Source organism: Pontibacter beigongshangensis, assembly GCF_014332515.1.
GTDB classification, from domain to species: Bacteria; Bacteroidota; Bacteroidia; order Cytophagales; family Hymenobacteraceae; genus Pontibacter; species Pontibacter beigongshangensis.
The window spans coordinates 244,590-266,063 of sequence record NZ_VFSD01000001.1 but is presented as its reverse complement, the minus strand read 5'-3'; the positions used below and the strand labels follow the sequence as shown (position 1 = coordinate 266,063).

The 21,474-nt window shown below is 50.9% G+C and carries 8 protein-coding genes; all 8 read left to right on the top strand.

Annotation, left to right across the window (positions count from 1 at the left end; genetic code table 11):
- Window position 1: 1 nt before the first annotated feature.
- The 8 genes from FJM74_RS00950 to FJM74_RS00915 all read left to right on the top strand — a co-directional run bounded on the left by FJM74_RS00950 (window position 2) and on the right by FJM74_RS00915 (window position 21,340).
- On the top strand, window positions 2–3,334 hold the full coding sequence (locus FJM74_RS00950; protein WP_187260679.1) for a LamG domain-containing protein: 3,333 nt from the start codon (window positions 2–4) through the stop codon (window positions 3,332–3,334).
- Between the two features lie 506 nt (window positions 3,335–3,840).
- On the top strand, window positions 3,841–7,947 hold the full coding sequence (locus FJM74_RS00945) for a cellulase family glycosylhydrolase (protein ID WP_187260678.1): 4,107 nt from the start codon (window positions 3,841–3,843) through the stop codon (window positions 7,945–7,947).
- 506 nt (window positions 7,948–8,453) lie between these two features.
- Window positions 8,454–9,803: a glycoside hydrolase family 140 protein gene (locus FJM74_RS00940; RefSeq protein WP_187260677.1), complete on the top strand. Its 1,350-nt coding sequence runs from the start codon at window positions 8,454–8,456 to the stop codon at window positions 9,801–9,803.
- A gap of 577 nt (window positions 9,804–10,380) precedes the next feature.
- Window positions 10,381–13,569 (top strand): SusC/RagA family TonB-linked outer membrane protein, encoded by a 3,189-nt coding sequence (locus tag FJM74_RS00935; RefSeq protein ID WP_187260676.1) that lies wholly within the window; start codon window positions 10,381–10,383, stop codon window positions 13,567–13,569.
- 27 nt (window positions 13,570–13,596) lie between these two features.
- Window positions 13,597–15,027 carry a RagB/SusD family nutrient uptake outer membrane protein gene (locus FJM74_RS00930; protein ID WP_187260675.1) on the top strand — a complete coding sequence of 477 codons (1,431 nt, stop codon included), beginning with the start codon at window positions 13,597–13,599 and terminating at the stop codon, window positions 15,025–15,027.
- Window positions 15,028–15,255: 228 nt separating this feature from the next.
- Window positions 15,256–17,841, top strand: coding sequence for a hypothetical protein (locus FJM74_RS00925; protein WP_187260674.1), 2,586 nt, complete (start codon window positions 15,256–15,258; stop codon window positions 17,839–17,841).
- A gap of 17 nt (window positions 17,842–17,858) precedes the next feature.
- The gene (locus FJM74_RS00920) at window positions 17,859–18,572 is read left to right on the top strand and encodes an SGNH/GDSL hydrolase family protein (protein ID WP_187260673.1); all 714 of its coding nucleotides are present in this window, start codon (window positions 17,859–17,861) and stop codon (window positions 18,570–18,572) included.
- Between the two features lie 407 nt (window positions 18,573–18,979).
- Window positions 18,980–21,340, top strand: coding sequence for a glycoside hydrolase family 3 C-terminal domain-containing protein (locus tag FJM74_RS00915; protein ID WP_241738891.1), 2,361 nt, complete (start codon window positions 18,980–18,982; stop codon window positions 21,338–21,340).
- Window positions 21,341–21,474: the final 134 nt, after the last annotated feature.

Here is a 21,474-nt window from a genome sequence, read left to right as displayed (position 1 = left end):
TTTGCATTCTTTTGCAGCGGTGGCTTTTAATAATCCAGGTGAAGCACCCGGCAGCCAAAAGGAAGCGCAGGTCTTGTTCCACCTGGATTTTGACAAAGGCTTCGAGGCAGAGGCCAGGGGCAGGCGTAGCCCCGTCAACAGCAGCAACAGGCCTGCCACAACAGGCGGGATTAAGGGGAAAGCCGTCAGCTTTACACCTGGTCAGGTATTGCAGTATGCCTCCTCCGGGAACCTGCAAAAGCAGGAAGGCACCATTGCCATGTGGCTTCGGCTGCCGCCAGGGAGTGAAGGCAGGAAAGGAGAGGTCTACACCTTGTTCAATGAAGATGGCCCTGAAAACGCTGGCAGTAACAGCCTGAAAATAGAGCTGTACAAAGACAGGTTTATCCGCTTCAGCATAAAAGACCCGAAAGACTCGTACATTTTTTACCATAAAATTGAGGACTGGCAGCAGGAGTGGCACCACGTGGCCTTTACCTGGAACATCAGGAAAGGAGCCAGTATATATGTAGATGGCAAGCCCGCCTCTATTGGTTGGATGCCCCAATGGCAACCTGCCACGTACAATTCCTTTTTTATAGGGGCGGCCAATGCAAAAGGAGAGCGTGCCAGCCTTGCCGCCATCGATGAGTTCAGCATCTACAACCGCGAACTGACCGAAGCTGAGGCAAGAGAGGCGTTCCTCCGTTTTAGAGAGTTTACAGCTGATGTCACGATGCATGATCCTTTTGTAACGGCTGCCTCGCCTGCTCAGGTTCCTGTAGTGCTGGCCAATGCCGGCCAGGCCACCATAAACCTGAAGGAGCTTCGGTTTGAACTCACAGGGAATAGCGGCAAGGTGCTGCAGCAGGGCAAGCTTCCTGATCAAACGCTGAAGGGTCTGGAGAAATCGAAGCTTACGATTGAGTTGGCAGCTAACCCGGCTGGCACCTACCAGCTCTCTTTGTATTACAAGGAAAAAGGAATGCCAAAAAAGGCGCAGTCACCGGTGCATGTGCTGGCTGTAGCAGAAAAGGCTAAGGCGCAGGAGGCGAAACAGGTCCTGGTGGCCGAGGTAGACGCCGTAAGCCAGAAGCCGGTTGGCGAGTTTGGCGGCACTACGCTGATTCAAGCTCCCATTGGCGCTTACCGCGAAGCTGGTGCCAAACAGCGCGACCGCTTTGCCATGGCCTTTGAGGTGGAAGAAGCCAATGAGCCGCACCTGGCTGTGATTAGCTATCCGGACGATAAGCCCCGCACCATGGAGGTGCTTCTGCAGGACTTTGGCAACAACATAGATTTTCAGGCGCATACCGGTGTTTTTACGGGGGAGGAATATCCGCTCTCCCACAACATGCAGGAGCACCGCATTGTCTTCTGGCCCCGCTCCAAAAAACAGGCGTTCATCTTCATGACAGCTGAACCCGATTATCCGGCAGCGGTGCAGCACATCAAAATTTACAAGATCCAGCATTTTAAAGTGACAGATGCGAAAAACCGTTTTTCCGGCACGGTACCGGCCCGCAGCACCGGCCTCTATTACGAAGACCCGGTACTGTTCCATAACTTCGGCACCGGTCGTGACCTTGCAGGGTTCACCAAAGCCACCGATCGGCTGTTGCAATACATGCAGTCGTTTGGGCAGACGGAGCTGGAGTACCCGCTAGCCTGGTATGCGGGCCCACTATACGGTACTGCTGTAGAACCTTTTCAGCCAGACATAGATGGGGCCCAGGGCGGGCAGCGTCCTCATCCCGATGGTTATCCGGCTTACCTGCTCAAGCGGCTGGGGGAACAACAGATCAAGTTTACGGCAGGTCTACACATCCATACGCTGCCCAGCTTAAACAAGTATGCTTTAGCTGATACCGCCTTGCTGCATACAGGCGAAGAAACCGTCATCAATATTAACAAAGACGGGAAACTCTGGTATGGCTACTGGCATGGCGCTGACCCTAACTATAACCCGGCCGATCCGCGGGTTATGGCTTCGGTGACCAATATTGTAACGGAACTCTGCGAACGCTACGCCCAGGAACCGGCCTTTGACGGCATCTCCCTGGTCATGGCTCGCCCGAAACTATTCACCTTCGGTTCCCTGGCATCCGGCTACAACGACAGTAACCTCAAACGATTTCAGGAAGAAGCCGGGCTCCGGATACCGGTTTACAAAGCAGGAGATCCGACACGCTTTAACAAGAGCTACACCTGGCTCATGAACAACCCAGCCGCCAAAAAAGCCTGGATCGACTGGCGCTGTAAGGTTCTGTATGAGCACTACGCCAGCCTGGGCCGCCACATGGCCACTTACCGCCCCGACCTGAAACTAAAGCTGAACGTATTTGTGCACCTTACCCATAACCAGCGCCTGGCAGATTACCTTACTGAACCCAGCGTGGAAGTAATGCGGGAGATGGGTATAGACCCGGAACTCTACAAAAATCACCCGAACATCGTCTTTAACTATACCACGGTACCGGCAGACATGCGCTGGAAACGAAACAACTATCCGCCTGCCAATCATGAGGTAAACCGTACTGTAATGACGGCACCCGAAGTAGTGGCATCGCTTAAAGACCATGAGAAGGTGCGGGTAACGATACACGACCGCTACTGGGAAGACCCGATCGGAAAAGAGGCGCCGCTGGCAGGACTGAAAGCCTTAGGCGTTAATGAAATGGTGTGGCGGGCATCTACGCTGAATGCGGTTGGCTACCACAGCATGGAGCCCTATGTTTTCGCCCTGCACCACCTCGATGCCACCAGTTTAGTGAAAGGCGGATACGTGGTAGGCACCTTCGGAATGGAAGAGGAGCTAAGTCAGTTCTCGCGGGCACTGCAGGCCTTGCCAGCCGTTAAATTCGACGATGTGCCAGCGGTAGCAGACCCTGTGCGCATCCGGCAGAAAGTGGTGGACGGCAAGTTGTACTTTTATGTGCTGAACACCTTGCCGGAGCCAGCCCAGGTTACCATAAACCTCACACACGCTGATCGGCTAATGGAGCCTGCTATTGGCACAAGCACCAAAAAAACACGCAAAGTCAAGCTGGCCCTGAAGCCATACGAGTTACGGGTTTTCACTAGTAACAAGGGGCAACAGGCTGTGGCAGGAGGAGACGTACGGCTGCCGAAAGAGTTCGTGAACGGCCTCCGGAGCAAACTGGAAACAGTGCAGAAACTAGCCCGTGAAAAAGGCATGGACAAGGGCAAACTAGCGCCTTATCTGGAACTGGCGGCAAGAACCTGGGATAATAAACACTACTCCCGACTTTACTTTTTGTTGCAGGAAGACTGGGCTGCTGCGCTGCTGGCCCCGGAAACCAGTTTAGACGCGGCTTCCCGAAATAATCCTTAATGTACCAGTAGAGCAGAAAGGTGGCAGCTGTAGAACAGGACCAAGTACCTGCTATTATTTGCCAAAAGGTAAGCGAGAGAGGGTCATACGATATAGTTTTATGAATAATTCTAATCAGAAATGCCCTCCGGAGCTCCTTTCTGCTGCTGCTGCTGCTGCTGCTGATGCTGCTGATGATGGGAGTTGCCTCAACCTGGTAACCATTCCCTGAAAAAGACTGCTTCAACAGTAGATCATTCGCTGAGTTAGATGTGTAAGAAGGGAGCTGAAGCTGGTACTGCCAGCTTACTGGAGGCGAGCTGCTGCCTGCGCTTACGTGCAGAGATTTTATTTGCATATTTTCGATAATGGCATCAGGCTATTTTTTATGCCAACTGGCTTTCTGCTGCCACACATTTTTAGTGGGTAGCTTCCTATGGAAGAAACGAGCTTCTGCAGGGCCGCCGGCCTATTGTCTTTGCAGCACCCACCAAACCTGCAAACCTTTCACCTCACACATAAAAACCATGAGAAAGAAAACAGCTTTACTTACGCTTTTGCTGGTATTGGTGCTGCACCACCTTTCCTTTGCCCGGCAAGACCAGGACATTATTTTTAAGAACGGCGATCGCATCAACTTCATTGGCAACAGCATTACGCATAGCGGGGAGTTCCATAATTTTATTATGTTGTACTACGCCACCCGCTTCCCCGACTCAAAAGTAACTTTTTACAATTCCGGCATCTGGGGCGACAACGCCAACAACTTCCTCCGGAGAATGGACGAAGACATCCTGCGCAAACCAGCCGACTGGTCGGTTGTAATGGCCGGCATGAACGATGTGAACAGAGGCTTGTACGCGCCAGAGCGGCAAAATGAACCTGACATCGAAGTAAAGAAACAGCGGGCAATCGATGACTACAGAGGTTACCTGAACCAGGTTATTCAGAGGCTTCTGCAGGCCAACACCAGGGTAATTCTGCAAAAGCCATCTATATACGACCAGACAGGCGATTTGCCAGCCCCCAACATGTATGGCGTGAACGATGCCCTGCAAAAATGCACGGTCATCATAGACGAGCTGGCACAGCAATACAACCTGAAGGTGGTGGATTATTTTAGCATCCTGAACAACCTGAACCAGCAGGTGCAGGCAACCAACCCCAAAGCCACCCTGATCAGCAACGACCGCATCCATCCGGGTACGCCCGGCAATTTTATAATGGCCTATCAGTTTCTGAAAGATACGGGCGCCCCCCGATTCGTGTCGGAAATCAGCATCCGGAGCGGCAAGCTGCAAAGATGTAAAGACTGTACGGTGAGCAACCTGGTTACAGGGAACGACCTCATAGAGTTTAACCACCTTGCCAAAAGCCTGCCTTTCCCGGTACCAGCTGAGGCAGCATCTGCGCTGGAACTGGTGCCGTTTCAGCAGGAACTGAATGCTGAGCTGCTAAAAGTGGCAGCGCTGCCCAAAGGCGACTATGCCCTTACCATTGATGGCATCTTTATCCGAAACTACACCAGCGAAGAGTTAAATAAGGGCGTAAACCTGGCGCTGGAGCAAAACACACCGCAATACAGGCAGGCCGTGCAGGTGAGGGCCCAGACCATGCGCTACCGTTCGCTGCAGCGCAAACTCCGCGATATAAAGCGGCTGGAGATAAACTACCTCCCGGCATCCCTGAAGCAGGCGGCTTTTTCAGAGGTTAAAGCTCATATCGACAACCTGAGAACTATAAACGATCCGGTTTATGCCGCCAACAAAAGCCTGTTTGATGCTTACCTCCTGGAGAAGCCACAGGAACAGGAAACCGAGCAGCAAGTCGCTGCCGTAGCCGACCATATCTATACGATCAACAAGCCCGTTACACATGCCTACCGCATTAGCCTGGGCGCGCAGACCGATCCTAACGAAAATAACACGCATAGCTGGGAGTTTGAAGAGCCGGTAGTTGGCAATAAGGTAGAAGGCTGGACCATCGTGAACTATAGCAATGCCAGCACCACTGACGGCATCCTGCGCCTGACCGGCAACATGACCTACAACCATATCCGCTACGATGTGCCTGCCAGCAATGCCATAGATCCGGCGCAGAGCAAAACAGCTGTTATCCGTTTAAAAAACGAGACTGGGAATGGCATGGCGAGGTTCTACTGGTGGGGGAGTGCCGCTACGGCCGCCTACATAGAGTTTCCTGTATCTGCCAACGACACGGAGTTCAAAGAATATAAGATAGACCTGAGCAGAGACAGCAGGTGGAGCGGCTCTATTAGCATCATCCGCTTTGATGTGCCGAGCCCCTTGCATGCTACTTCTTTCGGTAAAAACGTGCAGGTAGATGTCATTAAACTTACCACCGAGGTATTGCCTCTTCCGGAACCGGAGCCATTGGAGCCCATGCCTGCCAGAGAACCGGCTTCCTTTGGCGTGAACCTGGCCGGTGCTGAGTTCGGTTCAAACATACCCGGCGTTTTCGGTACGGATTACACCTACCCCAACGCTGCAGAACTGACCTACTTTAAATCTAAAGGGCTGGGCCTGGTCCGGATGCCCTTTAAGTGGGAGCGGATACAGCCGGAACTGAACGGACCGCTCGACCCGGTGGAGCTGGCCCGGATGCGGACATTTTTGGCGGATGCCAGGGCCCGTGGTGTATGGGTACTGCTGGACATGCACAACTACGGCCGCCGGAGAATAAACGGGGTGGAGTTCATAATCGGAAACCCGGAACTGCCTGTGGCCACAGTGGCAGATGCCTGGGCAAAACTGGCCAATGAGTTCCGAAACGATGAAAATATATGGGGCTATGGCATCATGAATGAGCCTCACGGCATGCTGGCATCCACCCCCTGGTTTAATATTGCACAAGCCATCATCACCAGCATCAGAAGCATCGATACCCAAACCACTATTGTGGTAGGAGGCGACAGCTGGAGCTCCGCTGCCCGCTGGCCGGCCGCCAGCGATAACCTGAAGAACCTGCAGGACCCCTCCGACAACCTGATCTTTGAGGCGCATGTGTACTTCGACGATGATGCTTCCGGCAAGTACGACCAGACCTACGATGGGGAGCAGGCCAACCCAACCATTGGCATAGCCCGCACGGCTCCCTTTGTGAGGTGGCTCCGTGAGAACGGCCTGAGAGGTTTTGTAGGCGAGTATGGTGTGCCTGACGACGATGAACGCTGGCTGGTTGCACTCGACAATATGCTGGCTTACCTGCGGGATAACTGCATTAACGGCACCTACTGGGCTGCCGGCCCCTGGTGGAATACGTACAAACTGGCTGTAGAACCCATTGGCGGCGTGGACAGGCCGCAGATGGCGATACTGGAAAAATACACTGCTGCAAAAACCCAATGCACGAACGAAGTAGAAGATAACCCGGAAACGCATATCTGGGACTTTAACGGAGCCGTTCAGAACAACACCATAGATGGCTGGACCATTGTGAACTATTCCCAGGCAGCTTCTGAGGCAGGCCTGCTGAACCTGGTCGTAAACCAGACCTACCAGCACATAAAATACGATGTGCCGGCCAGCAATGTCATTAACCCAAACCTGAGCAAATACGCTGTTATCAGGTTGAAAAATGAGACCCCAGACACGAAAGCCAGGTTTTACTGGTGGGGACCAGTCGGTGACAATGTGGCAAATTTCGTGGAGTTCGACATCAGCAGCAACGACACAGGTGTAAAGGAATATACCTTAGACCTGAGCCAGAACGCGGCCTGGACTGGCAAAAGCAGCATCCGCCTGATTCGATTTGATGTGCCTGCCGTGGCAAGTGCTGCTGCCCAGGGCAAGCAGGTGCAGGTAGATCAGGTTAAGTTGTTGTCGGCTTTGCCACAGGTGTTTACCTATAGCTGGGAATTCAACGAGCCCGTGGTGAACAACAAGGCAGAAGGCTGGAGCATCGTGAACTATACCGGTGCCTTTACGGAAGAAGGCGTGTTGAACCTGACCGCCGCCCAAACCTACAACAACATCCGCTACGATGTGCCAGCCATGTCGCCCATCGAACCGAAAGTGTATAAGCACCTCACCATTAAGCTGAAAAACGATACAGAGGAAACCAAAGCCAGGTTCTACTGGTGGGGGCCGGTAGGCGACAACGTCGCTAACTTTCTGGAATTTGAGATCAGCAGCAACGACACTGAATTTAAGGAATATACCCTGGACCTAAGCCAGATAGCTGCCTGGAGCAGCAAGAGCTATGCGCGCATCATCCGGTTCGATGTACCGAGCCCGGTGCAGGAAGCATCTTTAGGGAAAGCCGTAGGTATCGATTTTATTCAACTTTCGTCTCACCAGCAGTTGGAAAACCCTGGCAGTGTTACCTCCAATGCCTTGTACTCCACAAAGCATGTACTAGAAAAGGATCAACTGCACATTAAGGCAACAACAGAAAGGGCTATTCATATCGCTGCCACAGTTTCCGCTGACAGTAAAGGTACGGTCATTATAACAGATATGCTGGGCAGAAAACTGGCAGAGCTACCATATGCTTTTACCGAGGGAACTAACGCACTGGAGGTGCCGGTACAGAGGTTGTCGTCGGGCTTATACATTGCCACCTTCTACAATGCAAACAGCAAGATGAGCCGCAAATTTATCGTGCAGTTTTAAAAATAAGGCAACGTGGAGCAAGCTGGTATCTGAAACAGTGTTGCCCAAACTGCCTTACTCACCGCTTACTGAAACGCATGCAACTTATCTCTAACAAGGCCAGGTGAAAATTCTGATGAAAAGCCTTTTGAAGTAAAACTGTTGGAATAAATTCAGCAACTCACGAATTATAAGCAGATGAAAATTGCTACGATAGCTGTTGTCAAAGCACATTTGCCATCATTCCTAATGTTGAATTCGATGCAGTCCCAAAGAGGTTTTTCATCAGAATAATTTGTGCTGCCTCACCATAAGGAAGCAAGGTTTAAGCAGGAATAGTTTTTTAACTTTAGCTGATGAATTACACCAACATAAAGCTTTTAGCCAGGTACTTTATGTTTTGATTTTGCTGGTTCCAGGTGCAGCTTCAGCAGGTGCAGCAGCAGAAAAAATGCCTCGGGAGGGGCATTTTCATTTAAATAATTTGATTTAGGTTCTTTATCAAAGTTTCAAAAACGCTACTCCCTATGAAATACTATGTACAAGCCTTGTTTGTAGTCCTCGCCCTCACTATTCCAATGTTGTCGGGAGCGCAGACTGATTTAAAGGTAAGCGACAACAGGCGGTACCTGGTGTACACCAATGGTAAACCGTTTTTTTACCTGGGCGATACGGCCTGGGAGCTTTTTCACAGGTTAAACCGCGAAGAAGCAACCATGTACTTAACCAACAGGGCCCAAAAGGGTTTTACTGTAATTCAGGCCGTCGTCCTGGCCGAGCATGATGGGCTGAACGACCCGAACCCCTATGGGCACACGCCTTTGCACGGGAACGATCTCTTAAAACCCAATGAAGCTTATTTTGAGCACGTAGATTTTATTTTGGATAAAGCTGCTGAACTGGGTTTACACATGGCCCTGCTGCCCACCTGGGGCGACAAGCTGTTTAAGAATAAGTGGGGGGTGGGGCCTGAGATCCTCGATTACCGCAACGCCTATGCCTACGGCAGGTATATCGGCAACCGGTACAAAGAGCGGAAAAATATAATCTGGGTAATTGGCGGCGACCGCAACCCTCGCGATGGCTCTGAGGATGTAGAGGTGTGGCGCGCACTGGCCAGAGGCATAACCGAAGCAGTAGGCGGCAACCAAAATGCCATGATGACCTTCCACCCGCAAACAAATTCCTCGAAGTGGTTTCATGCCGAACCTTGGCTGGATTTTAACATGTGGCAGTCCGGGCATTGCGCCGACACCAAAGTCTGGGACAAGATCACGCACGATTATAATCTGTCACCCGTAAAGCCGACCATGGATGGGGAGCCGATGTACGAAGAAATTCCCGTGTGCTTTAACCTGGAGAAAAACGGCTACGCAGATCCCACCGATATCCGGCGAAAGGCTTATTTAAATTTGTTTGCCGGTGCCCATGGCCACACCTACGGCTGCAATAACGTGTGGCAGATGTACGCGCCGGAACGTAAAAGGCATATAGATGCCACCAAGCCCTGGTACGAGTCGCTGGACCTGCCTGGCGCCAACGCCATGACACATGTGCGGCAACTGATGGAGTCGCGCCCCCTGCTGGAGCGGGTGCCGGATCAGTCGATGATCGTAAGCCCGGTTTCTGATCATTATAAAGAGCGAATTCAGGCAACCCGGGGAACGGAATACAGCTTTGTTTATTCCGCTTCGGGGCTGCCTTTCACATTACAATTGGGAATTATTTCCGGGAAAAAAATAAAGGCCTCCTGGTTTAACCCCAGAACCGGAACGGTAAGCAAAGGAGGTAATTTCAAAAACTCCGGCACCAAAGCGTTCTCCCCACCCACACAAGGCGATGACCAGGACTGGGTGCTAATCCTCGATGCCCGCTGACCTCGTGCTGCAGGCCAAGTCAGCAGACGGAGCCAGGCCGATTGGGCAGTATTTTAAATACGACACCTGCATTTAGATGAAATGGGAGGTGTACCAGAGGCTTCAGAAAGTGCCATCTGGCCCTATAAGCTTGTTCAGCATAACCCATATTATTCTAATCAAAAACACCCTCCTGAGCACTCTTCTGCTTCTGCTGCTCCTAAACATGGAAGAAATAATTGGTAAAAGACTTACAGGTGTTAGGTTGTTTCAGGATATTTTTTTATTATTGCTACATGCTTAGTGCGTTAAGAGTACTAACCAATTAAAATTGCCCCATAGAGCTAAAAAGAGAGTCTAGTAACTTATCCAAAATAATTAATTTATATTATCAGGTTTTACATTAAGTTGATCTATGAACAACACCGACAATACATCGCAGCTAACTTAAGGCACATAAAATGGAGCTATTTTTTTTGCCTGTTTTAACTTAGTGCGTTAGGATGTTTTATGTAAGATCAACTTTTCAGCATTACTCAGTTATTAAGATTACAAGTAGTACTATAAACTCATTGCCTCACCTATATGATAAACTACGATGAAATATGTAAACAGTAAAGTACTTTTTCTGGGCTTGATTTACGTGGTGTTACAGTTAACAGGCTTTGAAAATAAGCTGGCAGCACAATCAGGCAGCAAAATTGAGATCAGCGGAACCATCACAGCCGCAGATGGCGGACAACCGCTTATCGGGGCCACGATCGTGGAGAAAGGAACAATGAACGGCGCCACAGCCGACGTAACTGGCAGCTTTACCTTATCAGTGAGTCCAAACGCTATTCTGGTTGCTTCCTTTGTAGGATACAACCCCAAGGAAGTAGCTGTCGGAAATAGGGCTGTTGTACATGTTGCGCTCGATAACGACCAGAAGCTGTTGCAGGAAGTTGTGGTGGTGGGGTATGGCACCCAGAAGAAAAAAGACCTGACCGGCTCGATGGTAAGCCTGACCAGTGAGCAGCTGTTGCCAACTCCATCAGCCAGCTTTGACCAGATGATGCAGGGCAAAGTGGCAGGTACGCAGATTACGCAAACAACAGGAGCTCCGGGCGGGAACGTAAATATCCTGATTAGGGGTATCAGCTCTATTACCGGCGGAAACCAGCCCCTGTATGTGATAGACGGCTATGCAATTGGTGCCGGAGGTGGCGGCTCAGATGTGAGCAGCTTCAACGGAAACTCTTTTTCCTCAAGTGGCATGGCCAACAACACCGCTAACAAAATCAATCCGCTCAGCACCATCAACCCCGCTGATATTGAATCGATAGAAATTCTGAAGGATGCCTCTGCCACGGCTATTTATGGTTCCAGGGGAGCCAATGGGGTTGTTATCATTACTACCAAGCGGGGCCGTCAGGGCAAGGCTTCCATCAGCTTTGAGGCAACCGGTGGTGTGCAGACCGTAGCCAGGAAACTGGACCTGCTGGACGCGCAGCAGTTTGCTGAATTCGTGGCTGATGGCCGGGACAATGCCTGGGTGTATGCCGGTGGAAACGCCTCCGACCCAAATGAGATAAGATCAGGAGCCACACGCGTTAAGCCTGAATTCCGGAACCCGGCCGCACTTCCGGCCAACACCGACTGGCAGGATGTAATTTTCAGGCCAGCCACCATGCAAAATTATCAGCTATCGGTAAGTGGCGGTGCCAACGATATCAATTATTATGTAGGAGGTGGCTATTTCGATCAGGAGGGAATAATAGAGGGCTCCAACTTTAAAAAGTTTAACCTCCGCACCAACGTAGATGCCTATTTAACAAAACGTTTAAAGATTGGCGTATCGGTGGCCGGTTCCCACTCATTCGGTGACTTTGCCCGCGCCGAAGGTCACCTGGGCCAAAGGGGCCTGATCTCAGCAGCCCTGGCCAATTCGCCCGCTCTTCCTATTTATACCGAAAACGGACAGTACAGCTCAGAGCTACTGGATCCGCTTGGAGTGCCTGTAGAAAACCCGCTGCTTATTCTGGATGAATTCAGCGACCGGCGCAACTCCACGAATATCTTCAACAATAACTTTCTGGAATATGAAATCCTGAATGGCCTTACCTTGCGCACTTCCCTGGGCGTCAATTACATTGTAGACAAGACCAGGCTTTGGAAATCGTCAGAAATAGGAGAGTGGGGAGCCAAAACCAGCCCGGCCACCGCAGGAACGCACCAGCGCACCAACCTGAACTGGCTCAACGAAAACACCGTGAACTATCAGCGGGTATTCGGGGAGCGGCACAGCCTGAACGCAGTAGCAGGGTTTACGGCCCAGAAAGATGCCCTGGAAATGTTCCAGGCCGGCGCCATGGATTTCCCTACCGATTATATTCCGATTCTGGCAGGCGGAAACGTAAATGCCGGGACCAACTTTATAACGGAGTGGTCGATGCTTTCTTTGCTGGCAAGGGTAAACTATACTTACCACGACAAATACCTTTTTACGGCCACTATCCGCCGCGATGGCAGCTCCAGGTTTGGGGTAAATAACAGGTGGGGCACTTTCCCTTCTTTCTCGGCAGGATGGCGTGTGTCCAAAGAACCATTCATGGCTAACCTGACAGCGGTGAATGACTTAAAGTTCAGGGCCAGCTATGGCACCTCCGGCAATAACCTGATCGGGAACTACGCGCACATCGGTCTGCTCGGCATTTCCAGGTATGTGTCCGGAGCGCAGCCGGTGCTGGGCATTGTACCACAAAGCCTGGCCAACGAAAACCTGACCTGGGAGCGCTCACAGGAAGTGAACCTGGGCATGGACCTTTCCCTCTTCGACAACCGCCTTACGCTGACAGCAGATGTATACCGGAACCACAAAAAGGACTTGTTGCTCAATAGCCTGCTACCCGCCATCTCAGGATTCGGATCTTCCACCCAAAATGTAGGTGAACTCGAAAACAAGGGTTTAGAACTTGCCTTAAACACGGTTAATATCAGATCTTCCAATTTCACCTGGAACACGAACTTCAATATCAGCATGAATCGGAACAAAGTGCTGGCCTTGAGCTCCACAGGTTCCAGAATAAGTAACTCGGCCTACCAGATAACGGAAGTAGGGCATCCTATTTCAAGCTTCTTTATGCTGCATGCCATCGGGGTGTTTCAAAACCAGGCGGAGGTAGATGCCCTGCCCAAACAACACCCCAACGTGCAGCCCGGCGATTTAAAGTTTGAGGATGTGAACGGCGATGGTGTGATAACAGATGCTGACAGAACTATTGTAGGAAACCCCTGGCCAAAATACACTTTCGGTTTCACGAATAACCTTACCTTTAAAAACCTGACCCTGAGTACGACCATTGTGGGTACGCAAGGAAACCAGGTTTATTTCCAGGGAGGAGAGATCGTGCTGAACAGTGCAGGTGTGCAGAACCAGTTGGCCCTGGTGGCCAACCGCTGGAAATCGGAGCAGGAACCGGGAGACGGGATAGTACCCAGAGCCATCCGGAACGACTACGCCAGAGGCCTCAGCTCCAATTCCAGGTATCTGTTCGATGGCTCTTTTGTGAGAATCAGGAACATCAACCTGTCTTACAGGCTGCCCGACAACCTGCTGCAGAGACTGCGGATTCCTGCGCTCACAGTGTTCGGAGATGTGGCGAATGTGTACACCTTTACCGATTACCCGGGCTACGACCCCGAGTCAAGCTCAACCGGCGACAATGTGGCGGCCAGTGGGATAGATTATTTTTCGTACCCGCTCCCAAGGATTTTCACACTAGGCTTAAGAGTAACGCTTCAATAAGTTAGTTTAACCTACAGCAACAAAGCCATGAAAAATAAAGCGATCATTATACTGTTCCTGATAGTTGCCTTAACTTCCTGCAAGGATTTTTTAGACCTGCAACCGGAAGCGCAGATAAACGACCAGAATTTCTTTAAGACCGAAAACGACTTCGAAAAAGCCATGATCGGTGTTTACGGAACCTTCCGGGACGTGTACAACACCGATATCTTCTACATAGCTGAACTGATGTCGGATAATGCGGAGATTTCTATTTCATCTTCCTCCATTACAGAAGTGGAGTTTGATGAAATGAATCTTACACCGGCCAATACCATTGTTCAATCAGTGTGGGACCGACTACTTTATACTGTTTCCCGCTGCAATGTTATTATCAATCGCCTGGAAGGTGCTGACATTAATGAGGCTACCAGGAACAAGATACTGGGAGAGGCAAAATTTATGCGTGCTTACGCCAATTTTATCATGGTACAAGCTTTTGGGTCTGCCCCCATCAGCCAGGTGGAGTTCCGCAGCCCTGAACAGATAAAAGCAACAGACTTAACGTTAAAGCCAAAAGATGAAGTCTATGGTAAGATTATAGAGGACCTGGTAAGTGCAGAAACCCTGCTGCCTGCTGAAGTTAACCCCAACAAAGGGCATGCCTCCCGCGGATCAGTTAAAACTTTGTTGGGGAAAGTATATCTGACCCAGCATCGCCACGACCTGGCCGCCTCCAAACTGAAAGAAGTAATAGACGCACGCCAGTACACCCTGGCGGAAAATTACAGAAGCCTGTTTGTGAAAGGAAACGAGAATCTTCCCGAATCTATTTTTGAGCTGAAGTTTATTTCGGGCGCGAACTTAGGAAATAGCTATTCGGTACAGTTTACACCGGCCTCTACGGGGCTATTGGCCAATAATCAGCAGGGCTCTGGCCGCATAACCCCAACCCTGAGCCTGATGAATGCCTATGAAGCAGACGACAGCAGGAGAGAAGCCTCCGTAGGCGACTCCATTACCTCCAACCTGACCGGAGCAACCGAATACAGCCGCCATGGCCTTAAGTTTGTGGACCTGACCGCTGTAAACCCAAGAGATGGTGCCGTTAATTTCTTAGTCCTGCGCTACGCCGATGTATTGCTGATGTATGCAGAAGCGCTAAATGAGCAGGGGAGCCCGGAATCCGCACAGCAATATGTGAACGAAGTGCGCCGTCGGGCCGGTTTGCAAAGTTTGGAAGGCTTGTCTCAGCCGGAGATGCGGGAGGTGATAATGCAGGAGAGAAGAGTAGAGCTGGCGTACGAAGCGCACCGATGGTTCGACCTGGTAAGAACTGGCAGGGCACAAGAGGTGGTTAATGCCTACTATGCCGGAAAGGGCCTCAACTTTTCTATAGCCCCGCACGAGCTTATCCTGCCTATTCCCAGAAGAGAAATTGAAATAAATCCTGCCATTAAGCAAAATACAGGTTATTAATTAAGAAAGGCACGCGTTGTCTATAACAGAATGGACAAACTATTATGGAAAATCTAATGATCCGTAACCAAGTGCTCCACCATATGGATTTGGAAAAAGGTTTCATGCTGAAAAATCTGCCAGAGAACCTATCTTCCATCATTTCTAATATTTAATTTGAAGCACACCAGTGCCTTATTGCCGATACTGATTTCCTTTTAATTACTGCTAATAACGCTATAACAAAAAATGAATTTTAAGCTTAAACACCGGCTTTGGCTACTCCTGGGGCTTTTAGCCTACAGTTGCACCAGTTCCAAAACCACACCACCACCTCCGCTTCCTGCTCCAACTGCTGCCCAGTCTGCCCCCTTGCCACTGGTAGACACTAGCCTGAGGGGGGAACCGTTTCAGAACATTACACTGGAGACTTCTCTGAAGCCATTCAAGCAAAACGATGAGGCCTACATCCGGAGGGTGGCGGCAGAGATGTTTACGCAATGGAGCGCTTTGTTACGTCACGCCGATACCATTTCGGTGATGCTCTGGACCTCTGATGGCTCCGAAATTCTGGATTATAACGGCAGCCTGGAGCAACCGCTGGAGTGGGCAAAATACATTGGTAACCCAAATACCGAACATGAGGTAGGCGTAGGGCCCAAAGAGCTGTCGCTGCATGAGCGGGCTTACCTGTACATGGAAAACCCGCCCAACTTTACTTACCAGGACCTGAAGTTTATAGTGCAGACCTTAAAGGAAACAGGGGAAGCCCTTACGGGTAAACCTATCCGCATAGGTGCTACTTTTGATCCGGGGCCGGAATTCGCCAAGTCTGATTTTAAGTACAAAAAACACCCTGAGATACTGGAAGGTAGCGCCATGGGCCACAAATCTTTTGTATTCAGCTACGCCACTTTAAAAGCTGACCAGGATTCGTACGCAGGCTTTCCAAACGGAATACCGGACAATACGCCTTTTGGCACTTTTTTCGGTCGCCAGAGCCAGCATTTCCTCAAAGACCTGGAATTCGACTACATCTGGTTCAGCAACGGTTTTGGGTTTGGCATGGAGCCCTGGGCCTCTACCGGCACTATTTTTACAGGCGAAGGCTTTAACGAAGAAAATCTGACAGACACCAAAGACAAGATCATCAATTTCTGGACCCTTTTCCGGGAGGAATGCCCTGATTTCAGGATCGAGACGCGGGGCACCAACCTGGCTACGGGCATCGACCTGGCCAAAGATGGCGTAGACCTGAAGGCGATTTACGAGGGTGGCTATAATATTCTGCCGCCACCTAACTCGCCCTGGGCCGCGCTGGACGGAGATTTTGGACTGGAGATGGTGGGGTACATGTCACGCATTGCGCAGCTGCCCGACAACCGCTACATTTTCCGCTACTATACCCACGACCCCTGGTGGCTGAACAGCCCCTGGCTCGACCGGTATGGCCGTGAACCACACGACATCTACCTGCCAATGTCAGTGGCCATGATTAACCAGCAGGGTGAGATAAAGCTGCCCACGCACCTCAATTTCCTGACCATCGACGACTCCTTTGGCAATATGCCGACACAGGTGCCCAACGAAGTAACCCCGCACATTCTGAAAGCCCGCTACGACAGCCCGACTGCGCCGGGGCCGCTGGTTTGGGTGTATCCTTTTGAAGAATATCATAGCTGGGCTTACAATGAACAAGACCGGCTGGCAGAAATATATTATGGCGACTGGTTTATCCGGCAGGCCATCAACAATGGTTTTCCGCTTAACACCATTATCTCTACCAAATACTTCGGGTCTGCCCTGCAGCACAAGCCGGACATGTTCGATGCCTCTGTGCTGGTGACCATTGTGCCGGAAGCAGGCTCCGACTTCGAAAAAAGCTTGATCGATTATGTAAAAAACGGCGGTAAGGTGATGGTGTACGGGCCTGCGGACCATGCCAGCCCGGCTTTTGCAGCCTTAATGAACCTGCAGAACACTTCTGCACTGGAAGGAGAGTTTACATTGGCAGACAGCTACAGCAAAGACCGGCTGACAAAAGCAGCACCTGCCGTTATACAGCATGCCGCTCTCTTTTCCGGCGGAGGCCTAAAAACTCAGATCAGAGAACTGAAAGACCCGAACACTAAGGTAAAGGTGAAGATGACGCAGGGCAAAAACACCCGCGACGTGCTATGGGTAAGGGCGCAGCCAGACTGGAAAGGCGGCAAAATAGTGTATGTGAGAGGCACCAATTCCAGCCACTACGAAGGGGGACGACTCCTGAAACCAAATGATCCGGAAAAATATGCGGTGGGCCCGGCCTATCTAAGGCATGCCCTGCAGGAGTTTGGCCTCGAGTACATCGTCGATAAATACGACCCGGCCGTAAAGAGCCCTGTTCTAAGCATTTCGCGCAGCAACAACGGGTATTTCTTGTCTGGATATGTTCCCAACACCTCTGTAAAGCATCGCTTTAAATTTCCGCAGGGAGCACCGGTACTCAATGGTTACGACACGGAGCTGCAGAACGGATATGCTACTTATTTTTTCCCGACTGCCTGGAACAGAGAGGCCCGGGTGTTTGTGGAGCAGAACGAAGGCATTGTATCGTGCAAGGAAATGCACTCCGGTGAACTGGGCATCAGCAGAAGGCTTCAGATATCAGGACTTCAGAACGCTACGGTTCGCGTTTACCCCGATGAGCAGATTACAGACGACGGTATTCATTTTTACGTGAACGCCACCTACCCCTGGAAAAAAGGAAAGATTCCTGCCCAGAAAGGGGAGAAGGAATTCGGGAAAAGTTATGTAGTGAAAAATGTGACCGGAAATCTGGTGGTTTCCTGGTAAATGGCTGTCTGTTGAAAATGAGAAAAACGAACCTGATTGTATTAGCCTTGCTGTTAGCTTTTTCGGCACAGTGCCAGAGCCTGAAAAGCGCAGGCAGTTCTGTTTATTTAAGCGAGGTACAGCAAGAGCTGAAAACGGTATTCCCGAATAACAGGAGAATCAACCTGGTGTTTCATGGTCATTCGGTACCGTCGGGGTACTGGAGCCGGCAGGAGGTGCATACGCTGGAGTCGTACCCGCACCTTTTGTTAAGCAAGCTGAAGCAGGAGTACCCGCATGCGGTTATCAATGTCATTATTACGGCCATAGGAGGGGAGTATGCCGAAAAGGGCCAGCCCCGCCTTGCCACCGACGTGCTACCACACAAACCTGATGTGCTGTTTATAGACTATGCGCTTAACGACATGGGGCCTGGCCTGGAGAGGTCGAAGGTGGCCTGGGAGAAAATGATAGAGGAGGCACTCCGGCACAACATAAAAGTAATACTGGTAACGCCTTCACCTGATCAGCGGCAGGACCTGAAAAACCCGGACAATAAACTGGCCCAGCATGCCAAACAGATCCGGGCTCTGGCGGCCAAATATAGAGTTGGCCTGGCCGACCCGTACGCGGAGTTTGAGAAGATCGCAAAAACCGAAGGAACTGTGGAGCCCTACATGTCGCATGTGAACCACCCGAACCAGCGCGGCCATACGGTTATTGCAGAAGAACTGCTGAAATGGTTTAAATGATCGTCTGTGAAGAACAATAAGAAAATAAGGCTACTGTACCGAAAAGTTCTTTTCAGGTTCTGGAGGAATTATGCTAATGAAACTGGCCCTCCAGCGCTTACTCCCTCTGCTGCTGCTGCTCCTTAAGGGGTTTCTAAAAAGATTAACTACAGTTAAAACTACCATCCCTGCCGCGAGCTTTCAGCTCGTGGTTTTAGAAGGAGAGAGTTTTCAACTCGCGAGGACCACTTTTATCGCCTGTAGCATTACTCCCGCGAGCTGAAAGCTCGCCTCAAAATGTCCTCGAGCTGAAAGCTCGCGGGAGAGATACATATAGAAATATGTAAACACTCAAATAATTGTAAAATCCGGGCCTCTGCCTCCTGGCAAGCTGACCGGGCAAAACTTAAATCTATTATCTTTTTAATATGAAAATATCAAAATACCCACTACTCATTTGCTTTATCGCCCAGTGCTTCTTTGCCGGATCAGGCATGGCCCAGTCGGCCATGAATAATTCTTCTGCCATGCCGCCAACCAAACCGGCCCCGCAGCTCGGCCAGAATCCTTTACAGGAGGTGATAGATGCCATGAGCATTGAGGAAAAATCGCTGATGGTAACCGGAGCCAAAAGACGGGAGGTAGTGCCTGTCGCCACACCAGGACGGAAGCAAAAAAATATTGTGGCAGTAGGAGGCTACACCTATCCGTTTGTGCGCCTGGGTATTCCGGCCATTTATCTTTCTGACGGACCTGCCGGTTTGCGGATTGCACCCCGTAGAGACAATGACCCAAACTCCTATTACTGCACCGCTTTTCCGGTGGCATCGCTGGTGGCTTCGAGCTGGGACCTGAAACTGGCTGAACGCGTAGGCAGCGCAATGGGGCACGAGGCGCTGGAGTACGGCGTAGACATTCTGCTTGCCCCGGCGCTGAATATTCACCGGGACCCGCTTGGAGGCCGAAGCTTCGAATATTATTCCGAAGACCCGCTTATCTCCGGTAAAATGACAGCAGCAGCCGTTAAGGGCATACAATCGCAGGGAGTGGGCACTTCCATTAAGCACTTCGCCGCTAACAACCAGGAAACCAGCCGCCGCTTTATCAACACCATTGTAAGCGAGCGGGCACTGCGCGAAATCTACCTGCAGGGCTTTAAAATTGCGGTAGAGGAAGCTGATCCCTGGACGGTGATGTCGTCTTATAACAAGATCAATGGCGTGTATACCTCAGAAAGCGGGGAGCTGCTGGAGACGATTCTGCGCAAGGAGTGGGGCTTCAACGGCTTTGTGCTGAGCGACTGGTACGGTGGCGAAGACGCCCTGAAGCAGATGCAGGCAGGCAACGACCTGCTAATGCCGGGCCTGGCGGTGTGGTCAAATAAAATAGACAGCGCCGCCCGTAACGGGGCCCTCGATATGAAAGTGCTGGATCATAACATTGGGCGTATCCTGAAGGTGGCCATGCAGACTCCAACGTATAAGAACTACCCGTACTCTGACAAGCCCAACCTGGAGCAAAATGCACAGCTGGCCCGCGAAGCTGCGGCACAGTCGGTGGTGTTGCTGAAGAATGAGCAGGGGGCCCTGCCAATAGCAAATAGCAACCAGAAAATTGCCGCGTTCGGTAACTACTCCTACAAAATGATAGTAGGCGGCACCGGCTCTGGCATGGTAAACAATAAATACAGTGTTTCGTTGGCCGAAGGGCTCCGGCAGGCAGGCTACCAGCTCGACAAAGAACTGCAAAGCAGCTACCAGGAGTACCTGAAGAAAGGCCGCCCGCGCAACATGAAAGCCGACAGCCTGATTACTGCCATGCCCAAGCTGGACAGTATTCTGGGAGAGCTGGCCATTGACGAAAACCTGATCCGAAGAAAGGCACAGGAAGCTGACATGGCGGTGATAACGCTGATGCGCGTGTTCGGGGAGGGAGGCGACAGAAAGCTGAACAATGATTATTACCTGTCGGCTGAGGAGATAAAGCTGTTGAAGACTGTTTCGGAGGCGTTTCGGGCCAAAGGCAAAAAAGTGGTGGTGGTGCTCAACATTGGCGGTGTAATTGAAGTAGCCAGCTGGCGCGACCAGGCAGACGCTATCCTGCTGGCCTGGCAGCCTGGTCAGGAGGGAGGTCATGCCCTGGCCGACCTGATGAGCGGGAGAGTAAACCCATCCGGCAAATTGGCCACCACCTTTCCTATGGCGTACCAGGACTCCCCGTCTGCCAAAAACTTTCCAGGCACACCGGCTGGCAAACCCGAAAAAGTAGTATATGAAGAAGGCATTTACGTAGGGTACCGCTACTACGACTCTTTTAAGGTAAACCCTGCTTATGAGTTCGGCTATGGCCTATCTTATACCACTTTCGAGTATGGTAAACTTAACCTTAGCTCTGGTAAGTTTAAGGATAAAATCACGGTAACCCTGGAAGTGAAGAACACCGGTAAAGTAGCAGGGCGTGAAGTCGTGCAGCTGTACCTCAGTGCCCCTGCCAATACCATGGACAAACCAGAGAAAGAGCTGAAAGGTTTCGCTAAAACAGGGCTGCTGCAACCAGACCAGTCAGAGACCATAACATTTACTTTAGATGCACGTGCGCTTTCCTCTTTCGATACCGGAAAAACAGCCTGGGTAGCAGAAGCCGGGAAATACACGCTGAAAGCAGGCGCTTCGTCCAGAAACATAAAGCAGACGGCTGCTTTCAAATTACCTAAAAGCCTTGTAACCGAGCAGGTAAACAAAGTGCTGGTACCGGAGGTAGCCATCAGCGAACTCAAGGCAAAGCATTAGAACAGCAGCTGCATCAGCAGAGGAAGTAAGCGCCGGAGGCCCGTTTCTTTTAGCATAATTCCTTCAAAGCCCCAGTCAGCTTGCCTGGCAGCACTACTTATTACTGGATCTTTATTTAGCATACACTAACTATT